At 62.0% G+C, this 19,485-nt stretch carries 21 protein-coding genes; 6 read left to right on the top strand and 15 right to left on the bottom strand.

The genetic code is table 11. The annotated features are described in order from the left end of the window. Positions 1-7 precede the first annotated feature (7 nt). The 13 genes from flgK to CAG22_RS06855 all read right to left on the bottom strand — a co-directional run bounded on the left by flgK (position 8) and on the right by CAG22_RS06855 (position 12,314). Positions 8-2,041, bottom strand: a complete 2,034-nt coding sequence (flgK, locus tag CAG22_RS06915; RefSeq protein WP_085705031.1) for a flagellar hook-associated protein FlgK — start codon at positions 2,039-2,041, stop codon at positions 8-10. A 12-nt stretch (positions 2,042-2,053) separates the two neighbouring features. Further along, positions 2,054-3,208: a flagellar assembly peptidoglycan hydrolase FlgJ gene (gene flgJ / locus CAG22_RS06910; RefSeq protein WP_085705029.1), complete on the bottom strand. Its 1,155-nt coding sequence runs from the start codon at positions 3,206-3,208 to the stop codon at positions 2,054-2,056. An 11-nt stretch (positions 3,209-3,219) separates the two neighbouring features. Further along, on the bottom strand, positions 3,220-4,329 hold the full coding sequence (locus CAG22_RS06905) for a flagellar basal body P-ring protein FlgI (RefSeq protein WP_015271237.1): 1,110 nt from the start codon (positions 4,327-4,329) through the stop codon (positions 3,220-3,222). A 12-nt stretch (positions 4,330-4,341) separates the two neighbouring features. Further along, positions 4,342-5,037: a flagellar basal body L-ring protein FlgH gene (flgH, locus tag CAG22_RS06900; protein WP_085589051.1), complete on the bottom strand. Its 696-nt coding sequence runs from the start codon at positions 5,035-5,037 to the stop codon at positions 4,342-4,344. A 50-nt stretch (positions 5,038-5,087) separates the two neighbouring features. Next, positions 5,088-5,873 carry a flagellar basal-body rod protein FlgG gene (flgG, locus tag CAG22_RS06895; protein ID WP_015271239.1) on the bottom strand — a complete coding sequence of 262 codons (786 nt, stop codon included), beginning with the start codon at positions 5,871-5,873 and terminating at the stop codon, positions 5,088-5,090. Between the two features lie 47 nt (positions 5,874-5,920). Beyond that, a complete protein-coding gene (locus CAG22_RS06890; protein ID WP_015271240.1) occupies positions 5,921-6,661 on the bottom strand; it encodes a flagellar basal body rod protein FlgF in 741 nt (246 codons plus the stop codon). 274 nt (positions 6,662-6,935) lie between these two features. After that, complete coding sequence (locus tag CAG22_RS06885) at positions 6,936-7,121, bottom strand: hypothetical protein (protein ID WP_039612679.1); 186 nt, start codon at positions 7,119-7,121, stop codon at positions 6,936-6,938. A 72-nt stretch (positions 7,122-7,193) separates the two neighbouring features. Next, positions 7,194-8,549, bottom strand: coding sequence for a flagellar hook protein FlgE (flgE, locus tag CAG22_RS06880; RefSeq protein ID WP_075045942.1), 1,356 nt, complete (start codon positions 8,547-8,549; stop codon positions 7,194-7,196). A gap of 31 nt (positions 8,550-8,580) precedes the next feature. After that, the gene (gene flgD, locus CAG22_RS06875; RefSeq protein WP_075045943.1) at positions 8,581-9,285 is read right to left on the bottom strand and encodes a flagellar hook assembly protein FlgD; all 705 of its coding nucleotides are present in this window, start codon (positions 9,283-9,285) and stop codon (positions 8,581-8,583) included. 15 nt (positions 9,286-9,300) lie between these two features. Continuing rightward, positions 9,301-9,744, bottom strand: coding sequence for a flagellar basal body rod protein FlgC (flgC, locus tag CAG22_RS06870; RefSeq protein WP_003257260.1), 444 nt, complete (start codon positions 9,742-9,744; stop codon positions 9,301-9,303). Positions 9,745-9,746: 2 nt separating this feature from the next. Continuing rightward, on the bottom strand, positions 9,747-10,157 hold the full coding sequence (gene flgB / locus CAG22_RS06865) for a flagellar basal body rod protein FlgB (protein ID WP_015271243.1): 411 nt from the start codon (positions 10,155-10,157) through the stop codon (positions 9,747-9,749). Positions 10,158-10,505: 348 nt separating this feature from the next. Beyond that, positions 10,506-11,333: a protein-glutamate O-methyltransferase CheR gene (gene cheR, locus CAG22_RS06860; protein WP_023661396.1), complete on the bottom strand. Its 828-nt coding sequence runs from the start codon at positions 11,331-11,333 to the stop codon at positions 10,506-10,508. 51 nt (positions 11,334-11,384) lie between these two features. Continuing rightward, complete coding sequence (locus tag CAG22_RS06855) at positions 11,385-12,314, bottom strand: chemotaxis protein CheV (protein ID WP_013973629.1); 930 nt, start codon at positions 12,312-12,314, stop codon at positions 11,385-11,387. A gap of 77 nt (positions 12,315-12,391) precedes the next feature. Between CAG22_RS06855 and flgA the strand changes: the two genes are divergently transcribed. The 4 genes from flgA to CAG22_RS06835 all read left to right on the top strand — a co-directional run bounded on the left by flgA (position 12,392) and on the right by CAG22_RS06835 (position 14,964). Next, a complete protein-coding gene (gene flgA, locus CAG22_RS06850) occupies positions 12,392-13,144 on the top strand; it encodes a flagellar basal body P-ring formation chaperone FlgA (RefSeq protein WP_025340103.1) in 753 nt (250 codons plus the stop codon). A gap of 164 nt (positions 13,145-13,308) precedes the next feature. Beyond that, a complete protein-coding gene (gene flgM / locus CAG22_RS06845) occupies positions 13,309-13,623 on the top strand; it encodes a flagellar biosynthesis anti-sigma factor FlgM (protein WP_025340104.1) in 315 nt (104 codons plus the stop codon). A gap of 49 nt (positions 13,624-13,672) precedes the next feature. Next, on the top strand, positions 13,673-14,140 hold the full coding sequence (locus CAG22_RS06840; RefSeq protein ID WP_085705027.1) for a flagella synthesis protein FlgN: 468 nt from the start codon (positions 13,673-13,675) through the stop codon (positions 14,138-14,140). A gap of 80 nt (positions 14,141-14,220) precedes the next feature. After that, complete coding sequence (locus CAG22_RS06835) at positions 14,221-14,964, top strand: flagellar brake protein (protein WP_025340106.1); 744 nt, start codon at positions 14,221-14,223, stop codon at positions 14,962-14,964. A 341-nt stretch (positions 14,965-15,305) separates the two neighbouring features. Here the strand turns inward: CAG22_RS06835 and CAG22_RS06830 are convergent, their stop codons facing one another. Then, complete coding sequence (locus CAG22_RS06830; protein WP_003257254.1) at positions 15,306-16,646, bottom strand: MFS transporter; 1,341 nt, start codon at positions 16,644-16,646, stop codon at positions 15,306-15,308. A gap of 247 nt (positions 16,647-16,893) precedes the next feature. Between CAG22_RS06830 and CAG22_RS06825 the strand changes: the two genes are divergently transcribed. Beyond that, positions 16,894-17,475 (top strand): hypothetical protein, encoded by a 582-nt coding sequence (locus CAG22_RS06825; RefSeq protein WP_085691651.1) that lies wholly within the window; start codon positions 16,894-16,896, stop codon positions 17,473-17,475. A gap of 93 nt (positions 17,476-17,568) precedes the next feature. Here CAG22_RS06825 and bkdR read toward each other — a convergent pair whose 3' ends face one another. Next, positions 17,569-18,054: a Bkd operon transcriptional regulator BkdR gene (gene bkdR, locus CAG22_RS06820; protein WP_012273540.1), complete on the bottom strand. Its 486-nt coding sequence runs from the start codon at positions 18,052-18,054 to the stop codon at positions 17,569-17,571. 198 nt (positions 18,055-18,252) lie between these two features. Here bkdR and CAG22_RS06815 point away from each other — a divergent pair, with 198 nt between their 5' ends. Beyond that, positions 18,253-19,485: a 3-methyl-2-oxobutanoate dehydrogenase (2-methylpropanoyl-transferring) subunit alpha gene (locus CAG22_RS06815; protein ID WP_085614551.1), complete on the top strand. Its 1,233-nt coding sequence runs from the start codon at positions 18,253-18,255 to the stop codon at positions 19,483-19,485.

The raw sequence follows: 19,485 nt of genomic DNA, 5'->3' as shown, positions 1-19,485 counted from the left end.
CGGCTCCTTAAAGACTGTTGATCAGGGTGGCGAAGGTTTCCTGGGCCGCCTTGATGATCTGCGACGACGCGGTGTAGTACTGCTGGAACTTGACCAGGTTGCCGGTCTCTTCATCGATCGACACACCCGACAGGCCGTTACGGCTTTCCACTGCTGAGGCATGCAAGGCAGTGGTGGCATCGCTGTCCATCTGTGCCTGGCCGGCCTTGCCGCCAACGTTGGAGACCAGCTTGGCGTAGGCATCGGTGAAGCTGATGCCCTTGCCGTTGGCGCCAACCTCGACCGTGGACTTGGTCTGCAGGTCGATCACCGACAAGGCGTTGCGGTTGTCCGCCGAACCTGCGCCGGTCAGCGCCACGGTATAGCTGTCGCCGTTCTTCGGCGCGCCGGAAACGCTCATCTCGAAGGTGAAATTGCCGCCCAGCGAATTGCCGCTGCCATCGACCATCGGCACCGACAGCTGCAACTTGTTCTCCTGGCCCGGCACGATGGTGCCGCTGCCGATCTCGGTACCCTTGGCGTCGTACATCTTGTAGGCCTGGGGCGAACTGGTGTCATCGCCGAACACCAGCTTGACCGGGGTCGAATACTTCAGGCCAGCCTGCATTTGCGAACGCTGGGCGGCATCGTAGATGTCCATCTCCGAGGTCAGCGTCGGCTGGGTGATGACGCCGGTACCTTTGTTGCCCGACCCACTGGTGGCGGTCAGTGGCGAAGCCAAGGCCAGGCGCTTTGGGTCGGTCAGGACAGTGTCGATGCCGGCGGCCGCATTGCGGGTCGGGGTGATCTTGAAGCTGTCGCCAGCACTCAGGCCGCCACCATTGAGCGACAGGGTGAACCCGTCGATTACCGGAGGCGGCGTGTCGGTGAGGTCGAAACTGCCCATGTCGGTGCCTTCCGGCAACTTGCGCACGCTGTAGCCAGTGGCGCTGGTGAAGGTCACCTGGTAATCGCTGGTGCTCAGCTTGCCGGTGTCCTTGATGGTCACATCGAGGTTGCCGGAGCCGGCGCTGTTGCCGGTCTTGGCGACACTGCGCTGGCTGATGGCCGCGGCGCTGTTGATATCGCCGAACAGGGTGGCACCGAAGTCACCGTTCTTGTCGATGCCTTGGGCCAGCTGGCTGTTGATCGCATCGGCTACTACCAAGGCCACGCGACCGAGCTCGTTGAGCGCCGGGTCGAGGGTATCCTTGCGGTAGCGGATCAGGCCGCCGAGCTCACCACCGGTCGTGGTGCTGGTGATGTCCATCTTGGTCGAGCCGCGATTGAGGATCAGGCTCATGCGGGTCGGGTCGGTGGCGCTCGGCTGCACGCCGATGGTCTGGGTGGTGTTGCCCAGCACCAGGGCCTGGCCGTTCTTCAGGTAGATGTCGTAGTTGCCGTTCTTCTGCTCTACAACATCGGCACCGATCAGCGCCGACAACTCGCGCACCGCGCCGTCGCGCTGGTCGAGCAGGTCGTTGGGCTGGCCATTGACGGCCGTCATCTTGGAGATCTGGCCGTTGAGGTCGGCAATCGACTTGGTCAGCGCGTTGACCTTGTCAGCGATCGACGCCATGTTGGCATTGATGTCGCTGTTCTGCTGGTTGAGCTGCGCCGACAGGGTGTTGAAGCGCTTGGCCAGGGACTGCGCGCTGGTCAGCAGCAGTTGGCGCGAGGCGTCCTCGGTCGGCTTGGCCGCAGCATCCTGCATGGCGCTGAAGAAGCTTTTCAATGCAGCAGTGATACCGGTGTCGCTGCTCGACAGGGCGGTATCCAGCGGCGTGATCTGGTTCAGGTACGAGGTGGCATCGCTGCTCAGCGAGGTGGTGCTGCGCAGCTGGTTCTCGAGGAACGCGTTATAGACCCGGCGCACATCCGCCAGGGTAGTACCGCTGCCGATGAACACCTGGCCGACTTGCTGCCCGCCCTTGGTCTTCTGCACGTTCTGCTGGCGCGAGTAGCTTTCGACATCGGCGTTGGCGATGTTGTTACCGAGGGTGTACATCCCCGATTGCGCGGCGCCAAGCCCCGACATACCAATGTTGATCAGACTCGCCATGGTTCCATGCCCTTAAAGTTTCGTTGCGGTACCGAGCATTGCGTAGTGCTCGTACGACTTCATCTGTCTTGCGATCTGCGAGATCTTGCTGGCGTAATTCGGGTCGGTGGCGTACCCGGCCTTTTGCAACTCTTGCACGAACTGTTCTGGTTTATCGGCGGCCTTCACCGCATCTTGATAGCGCGAATTGTTCTGCAGCAGGCTGACCAGGTCGTGGAAGCTGTCCTGGTAGGAATCGTAGGAACGGAACGCCGCCGTCTCCTTGACGAACTGGCCATCGCGGAACTCGCTGGTGATCGCCCGCGCCTCGCCACCTTCCCAGTTGCCGGTTGCCTTGATGCCGAACAGGTTGTGGCTGCTGCTGCCATCGGTGTTGCGCATGACCGACTTGCCCCAGCCGGTTTCCAGGGCGGCCTGCGCCACCAGGTAGCGTGGGTCGATACCGATGCGCCTGGCTGCCTGCTCGGCCATCGGCAGCATGGTGGCGACGAATTCGTCGCTGTCGGCAAAGGCTTTTTTCGGTGCCAGCGGTGGCTGGGCCACGGCGAGCCCGAGGATGCGCAGGCCGTTGTCCGGCACGGCGAAGGCCTTGGCCACTTGCTGGCCGTCACGGGCCGGCACGGCTGCGGTATTGGTGCTGGCCGCCGACGGCACGATGCCGGCCATCAGGCGGTCGGTGAGCTTGCTCGGCAGCGCCAGGCGTCGTGAATTGAGCGCGGCGACGTCGTTGCGGGTGGCAGTCGACTGCGCGGCATGCACGGGCTCGGCCACCTTGTTGCCCCACAGCGTCGGGGCATTGCCCTCGATACGCGGAAACGGGCTGGTGTTGGCCGGTGTGCCCTTGTTCTTCGACAGCTGGCGCACCAGTACGTCCTGCAGCCCGATGCCGCCACCTTCGCGGGACATGCTCACGGCCAGCTGCTGGTCGTACATGTCGCGGTACTGCTTCACCGTTTCGGTGTTCATCGGGTTGTCGTCGGCAAGCACATCGCTGGCCTTGCGGGAGGCCTTGAGCATTTCGCTGATGAACAGCGACTCGAATTCCTGGGCCACCTTGCGCACGTTGGCGTCGCTGTCGCGGTCGCCATGCTTGAGCGAGCTCAGGCGGTTGAGGTCGGTGTAGGCGCCGCTGTCGGCGCTGCCGGAAACCAGGCTTTTGCTGTTCATCCGCGCCGTCCTCAGATCACGATCAGGTCGGCCTGCAGGGCGCCGGCCTGTTTCAGGGCTTCGAGGATGGCCATCAGGTCGCTGGGCGCTGCGCCCACCTGGTTCACCGCACGGACGATTTCATCCAGCGTGGTGCCCGGGCCGAACTTGAACATCGGCTTGGCTTCCTGCTCGGCGTTGACCCGCGAACGCGGCACCACGGCGGTCTGGCCATTGGAGAACGGCCCCGGCTGGCTGACGATCGGGTCTTCGGTAATGGTCACGGTCAGGCTGCCGTGGGTCACCGCGGCCGGCGACACCTTGACGTTCTGGCCGATGACGATGGTGCCGGTGCGCGAGTTGATGATGACCTTGGCGACTGCCTGGCCTGGGTCGATCTCGAGGTTTTCGAGGATCGACAGATAGTCCACGCGCTGGCTCGGGTCCATCGGCGCAGTGACCCGCACCGAACCGCCGTCCACGGCCTGGGCCACGCCCGGGCCGAGCAGGTCGTTGACCTTGTCGACGATGCGCTTGGCAGTGGTGAAGTCGGGGCGGTTGAGGTTCAGGGTCAGGCTGTTGCCCTGGTTGAAGCCGCTCGGCACTGCACGCTCGACGGTAGCACCGCCCGGGATACGACCGGCCGACGGAACGTTGACGGTGATCTTCGAACCGTCACGGCCCTCGGCATCGAAGCCGCCCACCACCAGGTTACCCTGAGCCACGGCATAGACGTTGCCATCGATACCCTTGAGCGGGGTCATCAGCAGGCTGCCGCCGCGCAGGCTCTTGGAGTTACCGATCGAAGACACGGTAATGTCCACCACCTGGCCTGGCTTGGCGAACGCCGGCAGGTCGGCATGCACCGACACTGCCGCAACGTTTTTCAACTGCACGTTGCCGGAGCCGGCCGGCACCTTGATGCCGAACTGCGACAGCATGTTGTTGAAGGTCTGCAGGGTGAACGGCGTCTGGGTGGTCTGGTCACCCGTGCCATTGAGCCCCACCACCAGGCCGTAACCGATCAGCTGGTTGGAGCGCACGCCAGAAATGCTGGCGATGTCCTTCAGGCGCTCGGCCTGGGCGCCGAAGGCACAGGACAGGAGCAGGGTTGCGGCAATCAGCTGCCTCACGTTGAACATGGTCATCCGTACTCAGAAAGGCCAAAGCGGGCTGATGAAGAAGCGGTCCAGCCACCCGGGCTGGCTGGCATCGGCGAACGAGCCGGTACCGGAATAGGTGATGCGCGCGTCGGCCACGCGAGTGGACGGCACGGTGTTGTCGGTGGCGATGTCGTCGGCGCGGATCATGCCGGCAATGCGCACCAGCTCTTCGCCGGTGTTCAGGGTCAGCCACTTCTCGCCGCGCACGGCGATGATGCCGTTGGGCAGCACTTCGGCCACGGTCACGGTGATGGAACCGGTCAGGGTGTTGCCCTGAGTGGCCTTGCTGTCGCCCTTGGTGGCGCGCTCGCCGCTGTAGCCGGCCTCCAGCGACAGGTCACCGCCGCCGAACGGGTTGTTGGTGTTGGGCGTAGTGCCGAACAACGATGTCAGGCCGATGTTGGCGTTGCTGTTTTTCTGGATCTGCGAGCCGGCGTTCTTGCTGGCCGATGTGCGCTCGTTGAGGGTGATGGTGATGATGTCACCCACCCGGAACGCCTTGCGGTCGCTGTACAGGTTCTGCTCGAAACCGGCCTGGTAGATCGAACCGTTGTTGGCCGCTGCCGGCAACGGGGTGCGCGGCAGTACCGGCGCGTAGTACGGGTCGTTGGGCTTGGGCGTCGGCGCGACGCAACCTGCCAGCAACACCGCCCCCCCCAGGGCGAAAACGGACAACAGACGATTCATGACGCTTACCTCACGGGTGCAACGGAGTGACGGGGTTAGAGCTGCCTGCTTCAGAGCTGTTGAGTAACGAACGACAGCATCTGGTCAGCAGTGGAAATGACCTTGGAGTTCATCTCGTATGCACGCTGGGTGGTGATCATGTTCACCAGCTCTTCCACGGTGCTGACGTTGGAGTTTTCCAGGGTCTGCTGCAGGGTGGTGCCGAAACCGTTCAGGCCCGGGGTGCCGACTTGCGGCGCGCCACTGGCGGCGGTTTCGAGGAACAGGTTGTCGCCAATCGCCTGCAGGCCGGCCGGGTTGATGAAGTCGGCGGTCTGGATGTTGCCGATCACCTGCGCAGCCGGGTTGCCGGCGGTGGTGATCGACACGGTGCCGTCCTGGCCGACGGTGAAGGTCTGCGCGTCGTTCGGCACGACGATGGCAGGCTCCAGCGCGAAGCCGTTGGCGGTGACGATCTGGCCGTCGGAGTTCAGGTGGAAGGTACCGTCACGGGTGTACGAAACGGTGCCGTCCGGCTGCAATACCTGGAAGAAACCACGGCCGTTGACCGCCATGTCCAGCGGGTTTTCCGTGGTCTGCAGGCTGCCGGTCTGGAAGTTCTTCTGGGTGCCGACAATGCGCACACCAGTACCGACCTGCAGGCCGGAAGGCAGCTCGCTGTCCTGGGTGGACTGCGCGCCCGGCTGGCGTTTGATCTGGTACAGCAGGTCCTGGAATTCGGCGCGATCACGCTTGAAGCCGGTGGTCGAGACGTTGGCCAGGTTGTTGGAGATGACCGTCAGGTTGGTGTCCTGGGCGGACAGGCCGGTTTTAGCGACCCAAAGAGCCGGAAGCATGTAAGTTCTCCTCGTGCGCCTGTTTTACGGCACCCGTTCAAAAGTGATTAGCCGATTTGCAAAACACGCGCCATGGCTTCGTCGCCTTCCTTGGCCGCGTTCATCATCTTGACGTGCAGTTCGAATTGACGGGACAGCGCCAGCACCGAGGTCATTTCTTCCACGGCGTTGACATTGCTGCCTTCCAGGAAGCCCGACACCACCCGCACGTTGACGTCGGCGTCTGCCGGTTGGCCGTCGCGGGTATGGATCAGACCATCCAGGCCCTTGGTCAGGCCTTTGGTATCGGGGTTGACCAGCTTGATGCGGTCGACTTCGGCCATCACGCGCGGGTCTTCCCCCATGGAGCGGATGCTGATGGTGCCATCGGCGCCGACTTCGACCTTCTGCTCTGGCGGAATCGCAATCGGGCCGCCGTTGCCGATCACCGGCATGCCGTTGCCGGCACGCAGCACACCGAGGGCATCGATGTTCAGGCTACCGGTGCGCACGTAGGCTTCACTGCCATCGGGCGCCTGCACGGCGATGAAGCCCTTGCCGGTCACCGTCACATCCAGATCGCGGCCGGTTTCCACCATCGGACCTTCGCTGAAGTCAGTGGCCGGGCGCTCGGTCATGGCAAAGGCGCGCGACGGAAAGCTGTCACCGAACACCGGCATCGAGCGAGCCTGCTCCAGGTCTCGCTGAAAACCGTTGGTGGAAATGTTCGCCAGGTTGTTGGCGTGCGCCTTCTGCGCCAGCGCATTCTGGCTGGCACCGGTCATGGCCACGTAAAGCATCTTGTCCACAGTCATCCTCCATTGCACTGGCGGTCGTTTGCCGCTCGCCGTTGCTATGCGAGCTAGAAAGCAAGTTCCGAACCAACTTTGCGAAATCATGAAAAAGCCCGTGGATACGGGCTTTCGAGGGAGCAGTTGGCATGTTGGACGCCGGTTATCCGGCGCCTGGTTGCCGATGGCGGCAAACCTGTACCGGCCTCTTCGCGGGTGAACCCGCTCCCACAGGTACTGCGCGACACCTGTGGGAGCGGGTTCACCCGCGAAAAGGCCAGTACAGGTTTATTCAAGGCTCGCGGCAACCACCATTGCTGTAGGGGCCGGCGAACTTCTTCCAGCCATCCCCCGGCGGCCATTGCGAGCAGACCAGGCGCCCATCCACCTGGCTTTCCCAGCGCCACCAGGGCGCGGTACCGGCCTGGGCCTGGTACAGGCAGAAAGCAGCGACCAATGTGACAACCAGCCTTTTCATGACCCCTCCGGCAAAGACGACGAACCCCTTCATGACAAAGGGGTTCGCCCACATACACTCAGCCAGCGACCATCAGGCCATCTGGATGACGGTCTGCATGATGGTGCTTTCTGTGGAGATGGTCTTGGCGTTTGCCTGGTAGTTGCTCTGCGCCTTGATCAGCTCTACCAGCTCCTGCGTCAGGTTCACGTTCGAGCCTTCCAGCGCGTTGGACTCGACGCTGCCCAGGGTACCCGTCTTCGGTGCATCGATGCCCGGGATGCCGGACGTGTAGGTTTCGGTCCAGCGGGTACCACCAATCTGCTGCAGGCCCTGCTCGTTGGCGAAGCTGGCCAGGGCCACCTGGCCAATGGCACGGGATTGCTGGTTGCTGAAGCTGGCGAACAGCACACCGGTCGAGTCGATGCTCAGGCTCGACAGGATACCGGTCGCGTAGCCGTCCTGAGACTGCGACATGCGCGCGGTCTCGGTGTTGTAGGAGGTAGTGCTGTTCATCGCCAGGCGCATGCCATCGGCATTGCCCACCGCGCCATTGGAAATCCAGTTACCCGCAGAATCTTCCACCGCCGGCACCCAGCCAGTCATGGTGAAGGTGTTGTTGGTCACGGTGAACGACGAGCCCGCCGGGTGGCCGGTATTGTCCGCAGTCATGCTCTTGACCGAGCCATCGCTGTTGAAGCTGATGGTGCCAGTCAGCGGCACGGTGGAGGATGGGGAAAACGGGTTGCGCCCATCGACCAGGGTGTACATGGTCCACTCATTGGTGCCAGTCTTGCGATAGAACTGCTCCATGGTGTGCTCGTTACCCTGGCTGTCGTACACCTTGGTCGGGAAAGACTTGGTGTAAGTCGTCTGATCGGAAGGATCGAACGGCAGGTTCGGCACCATCACGCCAGTGCCATCGTCCACTTCCAACGGGATATCGGCGGCCGAAGAATTCAGGTTGATACCCTGGTCGATCAGGGACGTTGCCTTTGGCTGCAGCGACGATGTATCGATCTGCAGATCGGTGAGCACGCCCTTCTGGATCTTGCCAGTCGAGTCGGCGGCATAGCCCTGCAGGCGCAAGCCGTCCGAGGTAACCACGAAGTTGTCCTTGCTAGCCTGGAAAGCACCCGCACGGGTGTACACGCGCGAGCCGTTATCGGACAGCACGAAGAAGCCCTGCCCCTGAATCCCCATGTCCAGCACGTTGCCGGTGGTGTTGACGTCACCCTGGGTGAACTGCTGGGAAACCGCTGCCAGGCGCACACCGTTACCCACCTGGTTCTTGCCCACACCCAGGCGGTTGGAACCTGCATAGACATCGGCGAACTCGGCACGCGACGACTTGAAGCCGTTGGTGTTGACGTTGGCGATGTTGTTGCCGGTGACATCCAGCTGCTTGTTTGCTGCGTACAGACCGCTAAGGCCGATATTGAAAGACATGAATTCGCTCCTTTTGCCGCTCTAGCGGGCCTTAGATACCGATGGTTTGCACGTCGGAGAGGGACACTTTGCCAACACCGGCGAGGTTGAGCACCATTTCGCCGGCGGCACTGAAACTGACGCTGGTCACCTTGGCTGGCAACAGCGTGTTCATCTGCACCGACTTGCCATCCACCGTAGTGGTGGCAGTGAAGGTGTAAGTACCAGGGTCGACTTTCTGGCCACTGCTGTTGGTACCGTCCCAGATGAAATCGGCGTAACCGGCTTTCTGCTCGCCCAGCTCGATGGTCTTGACGGTATTGCCGTCCTTGTCCTTGATGGTGATCTTCGCTTCGCCGATGGCTTGCGGCACGACGAACTGCGCATTGAAGCTTTCTGCGGTGTCGACCACGGCCTTGTCGTTCTGCACCACCACCGAACGCCCGACCAGCGACGACGCCTGCAGGGCCTGGGACGAGGCCATGGCGCTGGTGATGGAGTTGACCGATTCGTTAAGCGAGGTAATGCCTTCCAGGCTGCTGAACTGCGCCAGCTGGGCAACGAACTCACCGTTGTCCTGTGGGTCCAGCGGGTTCTGGTGCTGCATCTGGGTGACCAGCAATTGCAGGAACGCGTCCTTGCCGAGCGAGTCGTTGCCGGTCTTGGAGGCGGTGTCCGTGGTCTTCTTGGTGCTGGTGCCTACACCCGACGCCGCGAGCACGTCGTTGAGGTTCACACCGTTGGTATCGATTGCCATGGTCTGGTTTCCTTATCACTGACCGAGGGTCAGGACCTTCTGCATCATCGCCTTGGCCGTATTCATCAACTCGGCGTTGGTCTGGAACGCGCGGCTGGCGGAGATCATGTCAGCCATTTCCTCGACCACGTTGACGTTCGGGTAATAGACGTAGCCGTCCTTGTTCGCCGCCGGGTGGTTGGGCTCGTAACGGGCCTCCAGGTTGCTCTGGTCCTCGACGATGCCTTTTACCTGCACGCCCTGCCCTGCCTCGCCCTGGTCTTCGAACAGCGACTGGCTGCCGCCGGCCTGCGCGTCCTGGAAGGTGGTGGCGAACACCGGGTGGCGGGCGCGGTAGGTCTGGTCGATGCTCGAGGACACGGTCTCGGCGTTGGCGATGTTGGAAGCAACGGTGTTCAGGCGCGTGTTCTGCGCACTCATGCCGCTACCGGCAATGTTGAAGACACTGGAAAGGGACATGGTCATTCTCCCCGCAGGGCCGAAACCAGCCCTTTGAATTTACTGTTGAGCAAGGTGAAGCTGGCCTGGAAGCCGACGGCGTTTTCGGTGTAGTTCGATTGCTCGATCTGCGCGTCCACGGTGTTCTGGTCGATCGACGGCTGCGTTGGCGTGCGGTACTTGAGGGTATCGTCGGCCATGGCCAGGCCCTCGGCCTCGATATGGCGGCTGTTGGTACGATCGAGGCTGAAACGGCCGCCACTCTGCTGCTTGTCGCTTTCGGCAGCGAGCACCGAGGCGAAGTCCATGTCGCGCGCCTTGTAGTTGGGCGTGTCGGCGTTGGCGATGTTGTTGGCCAGCACTTCGGCGCGCTGGGCGCGGAAGCCCAGGGCCTTTTCGTGAATACCAAGCGCCTTGTCGAAGCTGATGCTCATGTCGGGGAAACCTTCGGAGGTTGACCGGAATATCGTTGGGCAAGGTATAGCAAGGGCTGTGCCAACCAACAGAAAGCCCGGAAATACGGGCTTGCGGGGCAAGGTGCTGTCAGAGTGATGCCAGAAAAGCGGCAAAGGCCTTCCGCCTTGGGCGGCGAAAGCGGCAATTGCCGGGCGGCAAAAGCGGCAAAACAAAAATTTGACGTCAGCATTTCTCCTGCGCCGGCCTCTTCGCGGGCACGCCCGCTCCCACAGGTATGGCGCCAGCCTGTGGGAGCGGGCATGCCCGCGAAGAGGCCGGCGCAGGCAAACAAAAAGGCCGGCAACTTTCGCTGCCGGCCTTTGTGCTTACTTCGCCTGGTAGATAATCCCCGGACTGCACTGCACCATCTGGTAATGGTCCGGCAGCCCGTTCAGCGCCTCGGAAGCCCCGAGGAACAGATACCCACCCGGCTTCAACGTACTGTGAATACGCAACAGGATGTCCTTCTTCACCTGCGCCGAGAAATAGATCAGCACGTTACGGCAGAACACCACATCGAACTTGCCCAGGCTGGCATAGCTGTCGAGCAGGTTGAACGAGCGGAACTCGACGCGGCTGCGAATCGCCGGCTTGACTGCCCAGCGCCCCGGCCCCTTGGTTTCGAAGTAGCGCTGCAGGCGCTCCTGGGACAAGCCACGGGCAATCGCCAGGCTGTCGTACTCGCCGGTCTTGCAGTTGGTCAGCATGGTGCCGGACAGGTCGGTGGCCACGATTTGCGCGCCCATCTTCAACTGGCCGAGGTTGCTGCGCTCGAACTCGTCGATAGCCATCGAGATGGAATACGGCTCCTGCCCCGACGAACAGGCCGCCGACCACATGCGCAGGCGCTGGCCAGGGTTGTTGCGGATGAACTCGGGGATGACCTTGTTCTTCAGCACCTCGAACGGGTAGGTATCGCGAAACCACAGGGTCTCGTTGGTGGTCATGGCATCGACCACCTGCTCGCGCAAGCCGCCGCGCGGTTGGGCCTGGATGCGCTGCACCAGTTCGCCCAGGCTCTTGATGCCCTGTTGCTCCATCAGCTTGTTGAGACGGCTGGAAACCAGATACTGCTTATTCTCGCCCAGCAGGATGCCACAGGCTTTCTCCAGGAAGACCCGGAACTGTTCGAAATCCAAATTACCCGTAGACACTACTGCCGCCTCTTTTCAATCACTGGTGCCGGGGGCCTGCCCCCGGCTGCTTCAATGCGCTGCCTTGATCCGGTCGACCACCCGCTGGGCCAGGTCGTCCGGCTTGAACTTGGCCAGGAAGTCATCGGCACCGACCTTCTTGACCATCGCCTGGTTGAACACCCCGGAAAGCGAAGTATGCAGGCAGATGTGCAATTTTTGCATGCGTGGGTCACTGCGGATCTCTGCCGTTAGCGTATAGCCGTCCATTTCTGGCATTTCAATGTCCGAGATCATCATCAGGAACTCTTCTTCCGGCTTCTTGCCCTCATCCACCAGCTGGCGCAGGTAGTTCAGGGCCTGACGGCCGTCATTGAGCGCCACCACCTCGACCCCCACGGTCTGCAGGCAGCGGCTGACCTGCTTGCGCGCCACCGACGAATCGTCGACGGTGAGCACCCGCAGCAGCACGGCCTTGTCCTGCACCTCGGCATCGATCACCCCGGCCGACACCGACTCGGACGACGGCGCCACTTCGGCCAGCACCTTCTCCACATCGATGATCTCGACCATGCGGTTGTCCACCCGGGTAACCGCGGTCAGGTAGTGGTCGCGGCCGGTGCCCTTGGGTGGCGGATGGATTTCTTCCCAGTTCATGTTGACGATGCGCTCCACCGAGTGCACCAGGAAGCCTTGGGTCTTGGTGTTGTACTCGGTGATGATCACGAAACTGTTGCGCGTGTCTTCCTGCAGCGGCCGCAACCCGGTGGCCATCGACAGGTCGAGGATCGGGATGGTCGCCCCGCGTATATTGGCAACACCGCGCACCACCGGGTGCGCCTTGGGCAGCAGTGTCAGCGCAGGGCATTGCAGCACTTCCCTGACCTTGAATACGTTGATGCCGTAAAGCTGCTCGCCATTGAGGCGGAACAGCAGCAATTCCAGGCGATTCTGCCCCACCAGCTGCGTGCGCTGGTTGACCGAATCCATAACACCTGCCATGCCAGACTCCTTTATGTTTCAGCCTTTCGTTGCAACTCAGGTAGCGAGTCGGCACGGGCTTTGCTTTTTTGAGCGCCATGTACACGAAAACGACATTTTTCCGACGATTGACGCGCCTGCTGACTGGCTCGCTGGCCATGCTGTGCCTTCTGGTGCCCGGCGTTCGCACGGTAGCGGACGCGTTTACCTTGCCTGAACAGCTTATCGGTGTCACTCAAGGGTTTCTTGAATTCAGCGTCGAAGATTATCTGGCAACCACCCAGACCGCCGGCCGTTACGAGATCCAGGTCAACCCGCTGGACCCGCGCCTGCGCATGCCGCTGTGCAGCCAGCAACTGGACGCCTCGCTGGAAAGCCCGGCCCAGCCGCTGGGCCGCGTCACGGTAAAGGTGCGCTGCGAAGGCACGGCGCCATGGACCGTGTTCGTGCCGGCCACCGTGCGGCTGTTCCGCGACGTGGTGGTGGTGACCCGGCCGCTCAAGCGCGACAACGTGGTGGGCGAAGGCGACGTGGCCCTGCGCGAGCGCGATGTCGGCACCCTGGGCCAAGGCTTCTTGACCGAACTGGAACAGGCGGTGGGCATGAAGATGCTGCGCCCCACGGTGATCGACCAGGTACTCACCCCGCAACACCTGGAACAGGCCGAGGTGGTGCGCAAGGGCGACCACGTGGTGATCATCGCCCGCAGTGGCAGCCTGAGTGTGCGCATGCCCGGAGAAGCCCTGAGCAAGGGCGGCCTGAGCGAACAGATCCGGGTGCGCAACCTCAATTCCAAACGGGTGATCAAGGCCAGGGTGACCGGCCCCGGCCAGGTCGAGGTAAGTATGTAGCCAGCCCATTGATTTGCGCTGGCGGTGAGGAACCGCTTTTCCTAAACTGTGTCAGAAAACGGGTTCGCGAGCTTGCTGACAGGCGGCTATGCATTTGTGCCTAAAGTTTCTTTCGGGTTGGCCGAAAACAAGGCAAGCGTCCAAATACCCAGAGGTTTCTGATCATGGTCATCGACTTCAGTCGTTTGAATAACTCTCCGTCCGTCACGGGCGGCGTGCGCGGCAACACCGCGAACGGCAGCGCCGAAAAACCGGCAGCCAGCCAGGAAGCGGCAACCGCCACCAGCGCCAGCGGAGAAGCGGTACACCTCAGCCAAGAGGCCCAGCAGTTGCAGAAGATCAGCGACAAGCTGCGCGACGAGCCAGTGGTCAACAGTGCCCGTGTGGCCCAGTTGAAACAGGCGATCGCCGACGGCAGCTACCAGGTCGATGCCGGCCGGGTCGCCAGCAAACTGCTCGATTTCGAAGCTCAGCGCTGACCGTTCGGCGCGCTGACTTCACGGACGCTAGAAAAGCCAAGAGTTAGCCATGCACGACACCACCTTGCTGCAACTGATCGAAGATGACATTGCCCCGATGCAGGAACTGCTGGACCTTCTGCAAAAGGAAGCGATCGCCCTGCATGGCCGCGACATGGCGCCACTGGAGAATATCCTGGCCCGCAAGCAGTCTTTGATCGTGCTGCTGGAGCAGCAAGGCCTGCGGCGCAACAACCTGCTTGTCAGTCTTGGCCTGAGCCCTGATCGCGCCGGAGTGGAGGCCGTGGCGGCACAATCGCCGAACGGTGAACTGCTGCTGCAGCAACTCGATGTGATCAGCCAGTTGATGCAAGCCTGCCAGCAGCTCAACGAGACCAATGGCCGGATCATCCAGGTGCAGCAACACGTCACCAACAACCAGATCCGGATCCTCATGGGCGGCGATTCTCCGTCGCTCTACGACAGCCGCGGCAGCACCTCGCCACTGGCCAAGCCACGGGCGCTCAGCCAAGTGTGATTTTTTCTATCAAGGCACGGAACATACTGGCAAAATGCCGTTAATTGCGTGTGTCGCTTTTGCCTGGAGAACGATAAGCCGTGTTCAATGAATCCGATGCCCCGCAGCCGCCAAAGGTGCTGAACACCCCTTTGGAGATTGCGGCCAACTTGCGGCAGCTGCAGGAAAGCCACGACCCCCTGATCATCACCTTCCACGACCGCAGCCAGCGCTTCCAGAGCTACGTGGTGCACGTGGACCGTGAAAGCAACACCCTGGCGCTGGACGAGATGATCCCGCGTGACGGTGAAAAGTTCATCGAGAACGGCGAACACTTCCGCGTCGAAGGCTTCCACGATGGCGTGCGCATCGCCTGGGACTGCAACCACGAGCTGAAGATCAGTGAAGTCGACGGCCACCGCTGCTACCGCGGCGCCATGCCTCTGGAAATGACCTACCACCAGCGCCGCAATGCCTTCCGCGCCGCGCTGAAGCTGTCGCAGCTGGTCGATGTCATCCTCGATGGCGCCCACCTCAAGGGCAACGGCGCCCTGCGTGGCAAGCTGCTGGACATCTCCGCCACCGGCTGCAAGCTGCGCTTCGAAGGCAATGTCGAGGATCGCCTGCAACTGGGCCAGGTGTACGAGCGTTTCAAGGCTGGCAACCCGCTGGGCCTGGTCGACACCATGGTCGAGCTGCGCCACCTGCACTATGAAGAGCGGATCAACACCACCTTTGCCGGCGTGCGCTTCCATAACCTTACCGGGCAGGCGCAGCGCAAGGTCGAGAGCTTTGTGTACCAGTTGCAGCGTGAAGCGCGGCGGTTCGACAAGGACGACTATTGATCGTCGGCCGAGTACAAAAACGCCACCTATCAAGGTGGCGTTTTCATTTGTGCTTCTCCTGTGCCGGCCTTTTCGCGGGCACGCCCGCTCCCACAGAACTGCACATAACTCATTGAATTAGCAGGGACTCTGTGGGAGCGGCTTTAGCCGCGAACACCGGCGCAGCCGGTGCCATGCACCGCGTTGGATTCTTCGCGGCTAAAGCCGCTCCCACAGGGTACGCGTACTGCTTGCGGATTCAGTTATCTACGCGACAGCTCTCCCACAGGTACAACGCAAGCCTTGAGCCCGGCGCAACTTCATGTGGGAGCGGGCGCGCCCGCGAAGAGGCCGGCACAGGCCTACACCGACTTGCTGACCTCACCTTCCGGCTCAGGCTCCTTGTCAGCCCCCTTCTCTTCCGCCTCGGTATCCTCCGCCGCCACCGGCGCCTGCATCACCTCCTGTACCGTCTGCTCATCCACCCGTGGGTCCAGCGCCGCCGACAGTGGCGAACCGGCAGCCGGCATGGCAACGTGGCCCAAAGGCGCATCCTGCACCTGGTGCAGCCCAGTGACCGCCTTCGGCCGAATGCGCCACACCAGCACCAGGGCAAAGAACACGAAGAAGGCATACAGCATCTGCGGGCCCAGCACCTTCATCAGCACGCCTGCCGCCAGCGGCCCGATACAGGCACCCACGCCGTAGGTCACCAGCAGCATCGCGGTCAGCGACACCCGCCGTTCGCTTTCCACATGGTCGTTGGAAAACGCCACCGCCAGCGGGTACAGGCAGAACTGCAGCAACGAAATCACGAAGCCTATGCCGAACAGCAACTCCAGCGGCACGCTGGGCAGCATCGCCAGCGGCGCCGAGGCCAGCGCCAACCCCACCGCCACGCTGCGGATCAGCACGGCCCGATCGTAGCGGTCAGACAACCAGCCCAGCGGCCACTGCACCAGCAGGCCGGCAAAGATGCAGCTACCCATGAACAGACCGACCTGCTCGGTAGTCATACCCTGGCTGGAGGCATACAGGGGCGCCAGACCATAGAACGAGCCGACGATCAGCCCCGAACCCAGCACCGTGCTGAGCGACTGCGGCACGCGCTTGATGAAGAACTTCGGCTCCATCGGTGCCGGGCGCAACGGCGCCGGGTGAATGCGCCGGGTCATGGCGACCGGTACCAGGCACAGGGTGAAACACATGGCCACCAGCATCAGCAGCTCCAGGCCAAGCTGTGGGTGCACCACCAGGATCAGCTGGCCGAGCACCAGGCCCAGGTACGAGGCGATCATGTAGCCGCTGAACACCGCGCCGCGATGCTTCACGTCGGCCTGCTCGTTCAGCCAGCTCTCGATGACCATGTACTGGCACATCATCCCCAGGCCGACGATCATTCGCAGCCCGACCCAGGCCGGCAACCAGCTGGTCAGGCCATGGCCGAGCACCGCCGCGCCGACGATGCCGGCGCAAGTGGCATAGGCGCGAATGTGCCCTACCCGGCCAATCAACCGGTGGCCGACCTTGCCGCCTACCGCCAGGCCAAAGTAGTTGGCCGCCATCAAGGCGCCCACCCACAGGCTGTCGACATGATCGGCTGCCAGGCGCAGGGCCAGGTAGGTACTGAGCAGGCCCGAGCCGATCAACATCATCAGCGCGGCGAAATACAACGACTGAAACGGCTTCCATATATTTCGCATAGGTCCCTTGCGGCTCCCGGGTCAGGTGGCGATGGGTTGCAGCCAAGCATAAAAGCAAAATTGCTGCGGCGCAGTCCCCTGCCTGACAAATCGTGAATCAAGGGCGCGTCCAGTGTCGGTCATGTCGTGATCATGCACTTGCATCATCGGACCAAGCTGCGCTCCAAGCGTTTCCATCTCATTGTTCACCAGCCGAAGGGTTAGCTTGCCTCGTCCCATCCCGGGAGCAACTGAGACTGGAGGTTACATGATCAAAGCTGATTTCACCGCCGAACTGCATACCCATGCAGGCCGAGTGGTAGTTGCAGAATCATCCGTCGGGCAACACCCATTCACATGGCTGGATGAGGACGGCTGGTTGTGCGTCGATAATCACCGAAAGGCGCATGCGCGGGACGAGATCGTACGTATCGCGTTCGATTTCAAGTACATCACATCGGAGAAGGGACGGGACCTCTACTACATCTCGTGCAACAACCACTGGAAATTCGCAGGCGCGAGGCTTGAGCAAAATTCCAGAGGCTGGCTCGGCCTGTATGGGACAGGCGTGATCGGCAGAGTCACGGACGCCGTGGCGAACTTCAAGCCGCAGCTGGCAGGGCTTGGCGACTACTGGAAAATCGATACACAAGATTATTGGAATGGCGACCTGAACAGCGCCGATAGCGTTCCGTTCTACCTACGCGACAAACACGGCCATCGTGTTGCATCGACAAGGCCTGAGGATGCATCCACAGACCTGTCCCTCACCTTTGACAGATTTCTGAATGCAAGCGCAACGCCGGGAGAGATACTCACGTTCTACCTGGAGAACATCCGGCTAGCCTGAAACCCGGCATCACTGCGAAGGCCCTGTCAGGAGGTGCCCTGCCTCTCAGAACCAAAGAGGCATTGCCAAGGCCAATCATCAGTCAGGCCACACCTATTCCCGCAAGGTCATGCCATTGGCCGGCAGCGGCAAGGCCGTCTTGTAGCGCACCTGCTTCAAGGCGAAACTGGAACGGATATTGGCCACCCCTGGCAACCGCGTCAGGTAATCCAGGAACCGTTCCAGTGCCTGGATACTGGGCAGCAGTACCCGCAGCAGGTAGTCCGGATCGCCCGTCATCAGGTAACACTCCATCACCTCGGGCCGTTCGGCAATTTCTTCCTCGAAACGGTGCAACGACTGCTCGACCTGTTTTTCCAGGCTCACATGGATGAACACGTTCACGTCCAGCCCCAACGCCTCGGGCGACAGCAAGGTCACCTGCTGGCGGATCACCCCCAGTTCTTCCATGGCCCGCACCCGGTTGAAGCAGGGCGTGGGGGACAGGTTCACCGAGCGGGCCAGCTCGGCATTGGTGATGCGGGCATTTTCCTGCAGGCTGTTGAGAATGCCGATATCGGTACGATCGAGTTTGCGCATGAGACAAAATCACCGGTTTTTTGTGTTTATGCGGAATGTTTATCTGCCCTGCTCGGCAAAGGCAATCAACTTGAGAGAAAAATTCTCCTGCCGGCCCACTAAGATGTAGGGGACGCTGACCTACCAGTCACAAGCCGGTACTCAGCGGCGGCCGCTTCAGAGCTCACAAAAACAAATACCCGAGCGAGCGTAAAAAGCATGAACGAGTACGCCCCCCTGCGTTTGCATGTGCCCGAGCCTACCGGCCGGCCAGGCTGCCAGACCGATTTCTCCTACCTGCGCCTGAACGATGCAGGTCAAGCCCGTAAACCCCCAGTCGATGTCGACGCTGCCGACACCGCGGACCTGTCCTACAGCCTGATCCGCGTGCTCGACGAGCAAGGCGACGCGCAAGGCCCGTGGGCCGAAGACATCGACCCGCAAGTTCTCCGTCAGGGCATGCGCGCTATGCTCAAGACACGGATTTTCGACAGCCGCATGGTGGTCGCCCAGCGCCAGAAGAAGATGTCCTTCTACATGCAGAGCCTGGGTGAAGAAGCCATCGGCAGCGGCCAGGCCCTGGCGCTGAACCGCACCGACATGTGCTTCCCCACCTACCGCCAGCAAAGCATCCTGATGGCCCGCGACGTGTCGCTGGTCGAGATGATCTGCCAGCTGCTGTCCAACGAGCGCGACCCGCTCAAGGGCCGCCAGCTGCCGATCATGTATTCGGTACGCGACGCCGGTTTCTTCACCATCAGCGGCAACCTGGCGACCCAGTTCGTGCAGGCGGTCGGCTGGGCCATGGCCTCGGCGATCAAGGGCGATACCAAGATCGCCTCGGCGTGGATCGGCGACGGCGCAACCGCCGAGTCGGACTTCCACACCGCCCTCACCTTCGCCCACGTGTACCGCGCCCCGGTGATCCTCAACGTGGTCAACAACCAGTGGGCAATCTCCACCTTCCAGGCCATCGCCGGTGGCGAGTCGACCACCTTCGCCGGCCGTGGCGTGGGTTGCGGCATTGCCTCGCTGCGGGTTGACGGCAACGACTTCGTCGCCGTGTACGCCGCCTCGCGCTGGGCCGCAGAACGCGCCCGTCGCGGCCTGGGCCCATGCCTGATCGAGTGGGTCACCTACCGTGCCGGCCCGCACTCGACCTCGGACGACCCGTCCAAGTACCGCCCGGCCGATGACTGGAGCCACTTCCCGCTCGGCGACCCGATCGCCCGCCTGAAGCAGCACCTGATCAAGATCGGCCACTGGTCCGAGGAAGAACACCAGGCCACCACTGCCGAGCTGGAAGCCGCGGTGATCGCCGCGCAGAAGGAAGCCGAGCAGTACGGCACCCTGGCCAACGGTCACATCCCGAGTGCCGCCTCGATGTTCGAGGACGTGTACAAGGAAATGCCCGACCACCTGCGCCGTCAACGCCAGGAACTGGGGGTTTGA

This window comes from Pseudomonas sp. B8(2017), from assembly GCF_002113575.1.
Taxonomy (GTDB): Bacteria; Pseudomonadota; Gammaproteobacteria; order Pseudomonadales; family Pseudomonadaceae; genus Aquipseudomonas; species Aquipseudomonas putida_Z.
This window is presented reverse-complemented; position numbering and strand designations above follow the sequence as displayed.

Bases quoted from the DNA above. Each gene is read 5' to 3' on its own strand.
- flgK (WP_085705031.1), bottom strand. From the start codon at position 2,041: ATGGCGAGTCTGATCAACATTGGTATGTCGGGGCTTGGCGCCGCGCAA.
- flgJ (WP_085705029.1), bottom strand. From the start codon at position 3,208: ATGAACAGCAAAAGCCTGGTTTCCGGCAGCGCCGACAGCGGCGCCTAC.
- CAG22_RS06905 (WP_015271237.1), bottom strand. From the start codon at position 4,329: ATGTTCAACGTGAGGCAGCTGATTGCCGCAACCCTGCTCCTGTCCTGT.
- flgH (WP_085589051.1), bottom strand. From the start codon at position 5,037: ATGAATCGTCTGTTGTCCGTTTTCGCCCTGGGGGGGGCGGTGTTGCTG.
- flgG (WP_015271239.1), bottom strand. From the start codon at position 5,873: ATGCTTCCGGCTCTTTGGGTCGCTAAAACCGGCCTGTCCGCCCAGGAC.
- CAG22_RS06885 (WP_039612679.1), bottom strand. From the start codon at position 7,121: ATGAAAAGGCTGGTTGTCACATTGGTCGCTGCTTTCTGCCTGTACCAG.
- flgE (WP_075045942.1), bottom strand. From the start codon at position 8,549: ATGTCTTTCAATATCGGCCTTAGCGGTCTGTACGCAGCAAACAAGCAG.
- flgD (WP_075045943.1), bottom strand. From the start codon at position 9,285: ATGGCAATCGATACCAACGGTGTGAACCTCAACGACGTGCTCGCGGCG.
- flgC (WP_003257260.1), bottom strand. From the start codon at position 9,744: ATGTCCCTTTCCAGTGTCTTCAACATTGCCGGTAGCGGCATGAGTGCG.
- flgB (WP_015271243.1), bottom strand. From the start codon at position 10,157: ATGAGCATCAGCTTCGACAAGGCGCTTGGTATTCACGAAAAGGCCCTG.
- CAG22_RS06855 (WP_013973629.1), bottom strand. From the start codon at position 12,314: ATGGCAGGTGTTATGGATTCGGTCAACCAGCGCACGCAGCTGGTGGGG.
- flgA (WP_025340103.1), top strand. From the start codon at position 12,392: ATGTACACGAAAACGACATTTTTCCGACGATTGACGCGCCTGCTGACT.
- flgM (WP_025340104.1), top strand. From the start codon at position 13,309: ATGGTCATCGACTTCAGTCGTTTGAATAACTCTCCGTCCGTCACGGGC.
- CAG22_RS06840 (WP_085705027.1), top strand. From the start codon at position 13,673: ATGCACGACACCACCTTGCTGCAACTGATCGAAGATGACATTGCCCCG.
- CAG22_RS06830 (WP_003257254.1), bottom strand. From the start codon at position 16,646: ATGCGAAATATATGGAAGCCGTTTCAGTCGTTGTATTTCGCCGCGCTG.
- CAG22_RS06825 (WP_085691651.1), top strand. From the start codon at position 16,894: ATGATCAAAGCTGATTTCACCGCCGAACTGCATACCCATGCAGGCCGA.
- bkdR (WP_012273540.1), bottom strand. From the start codon at position 18,054: ATGCGCAAACTCGATCGTACCGATATCGGCATTCTCAACAGCCTGCAG.
- CAG22_RS06815 (WP_085614551.1), top strand. From the start codon at position 18,253: ATGAACGAGTACGCCCCCCTGCGTTTGCATGTGCCCGAGCCTACCGGC.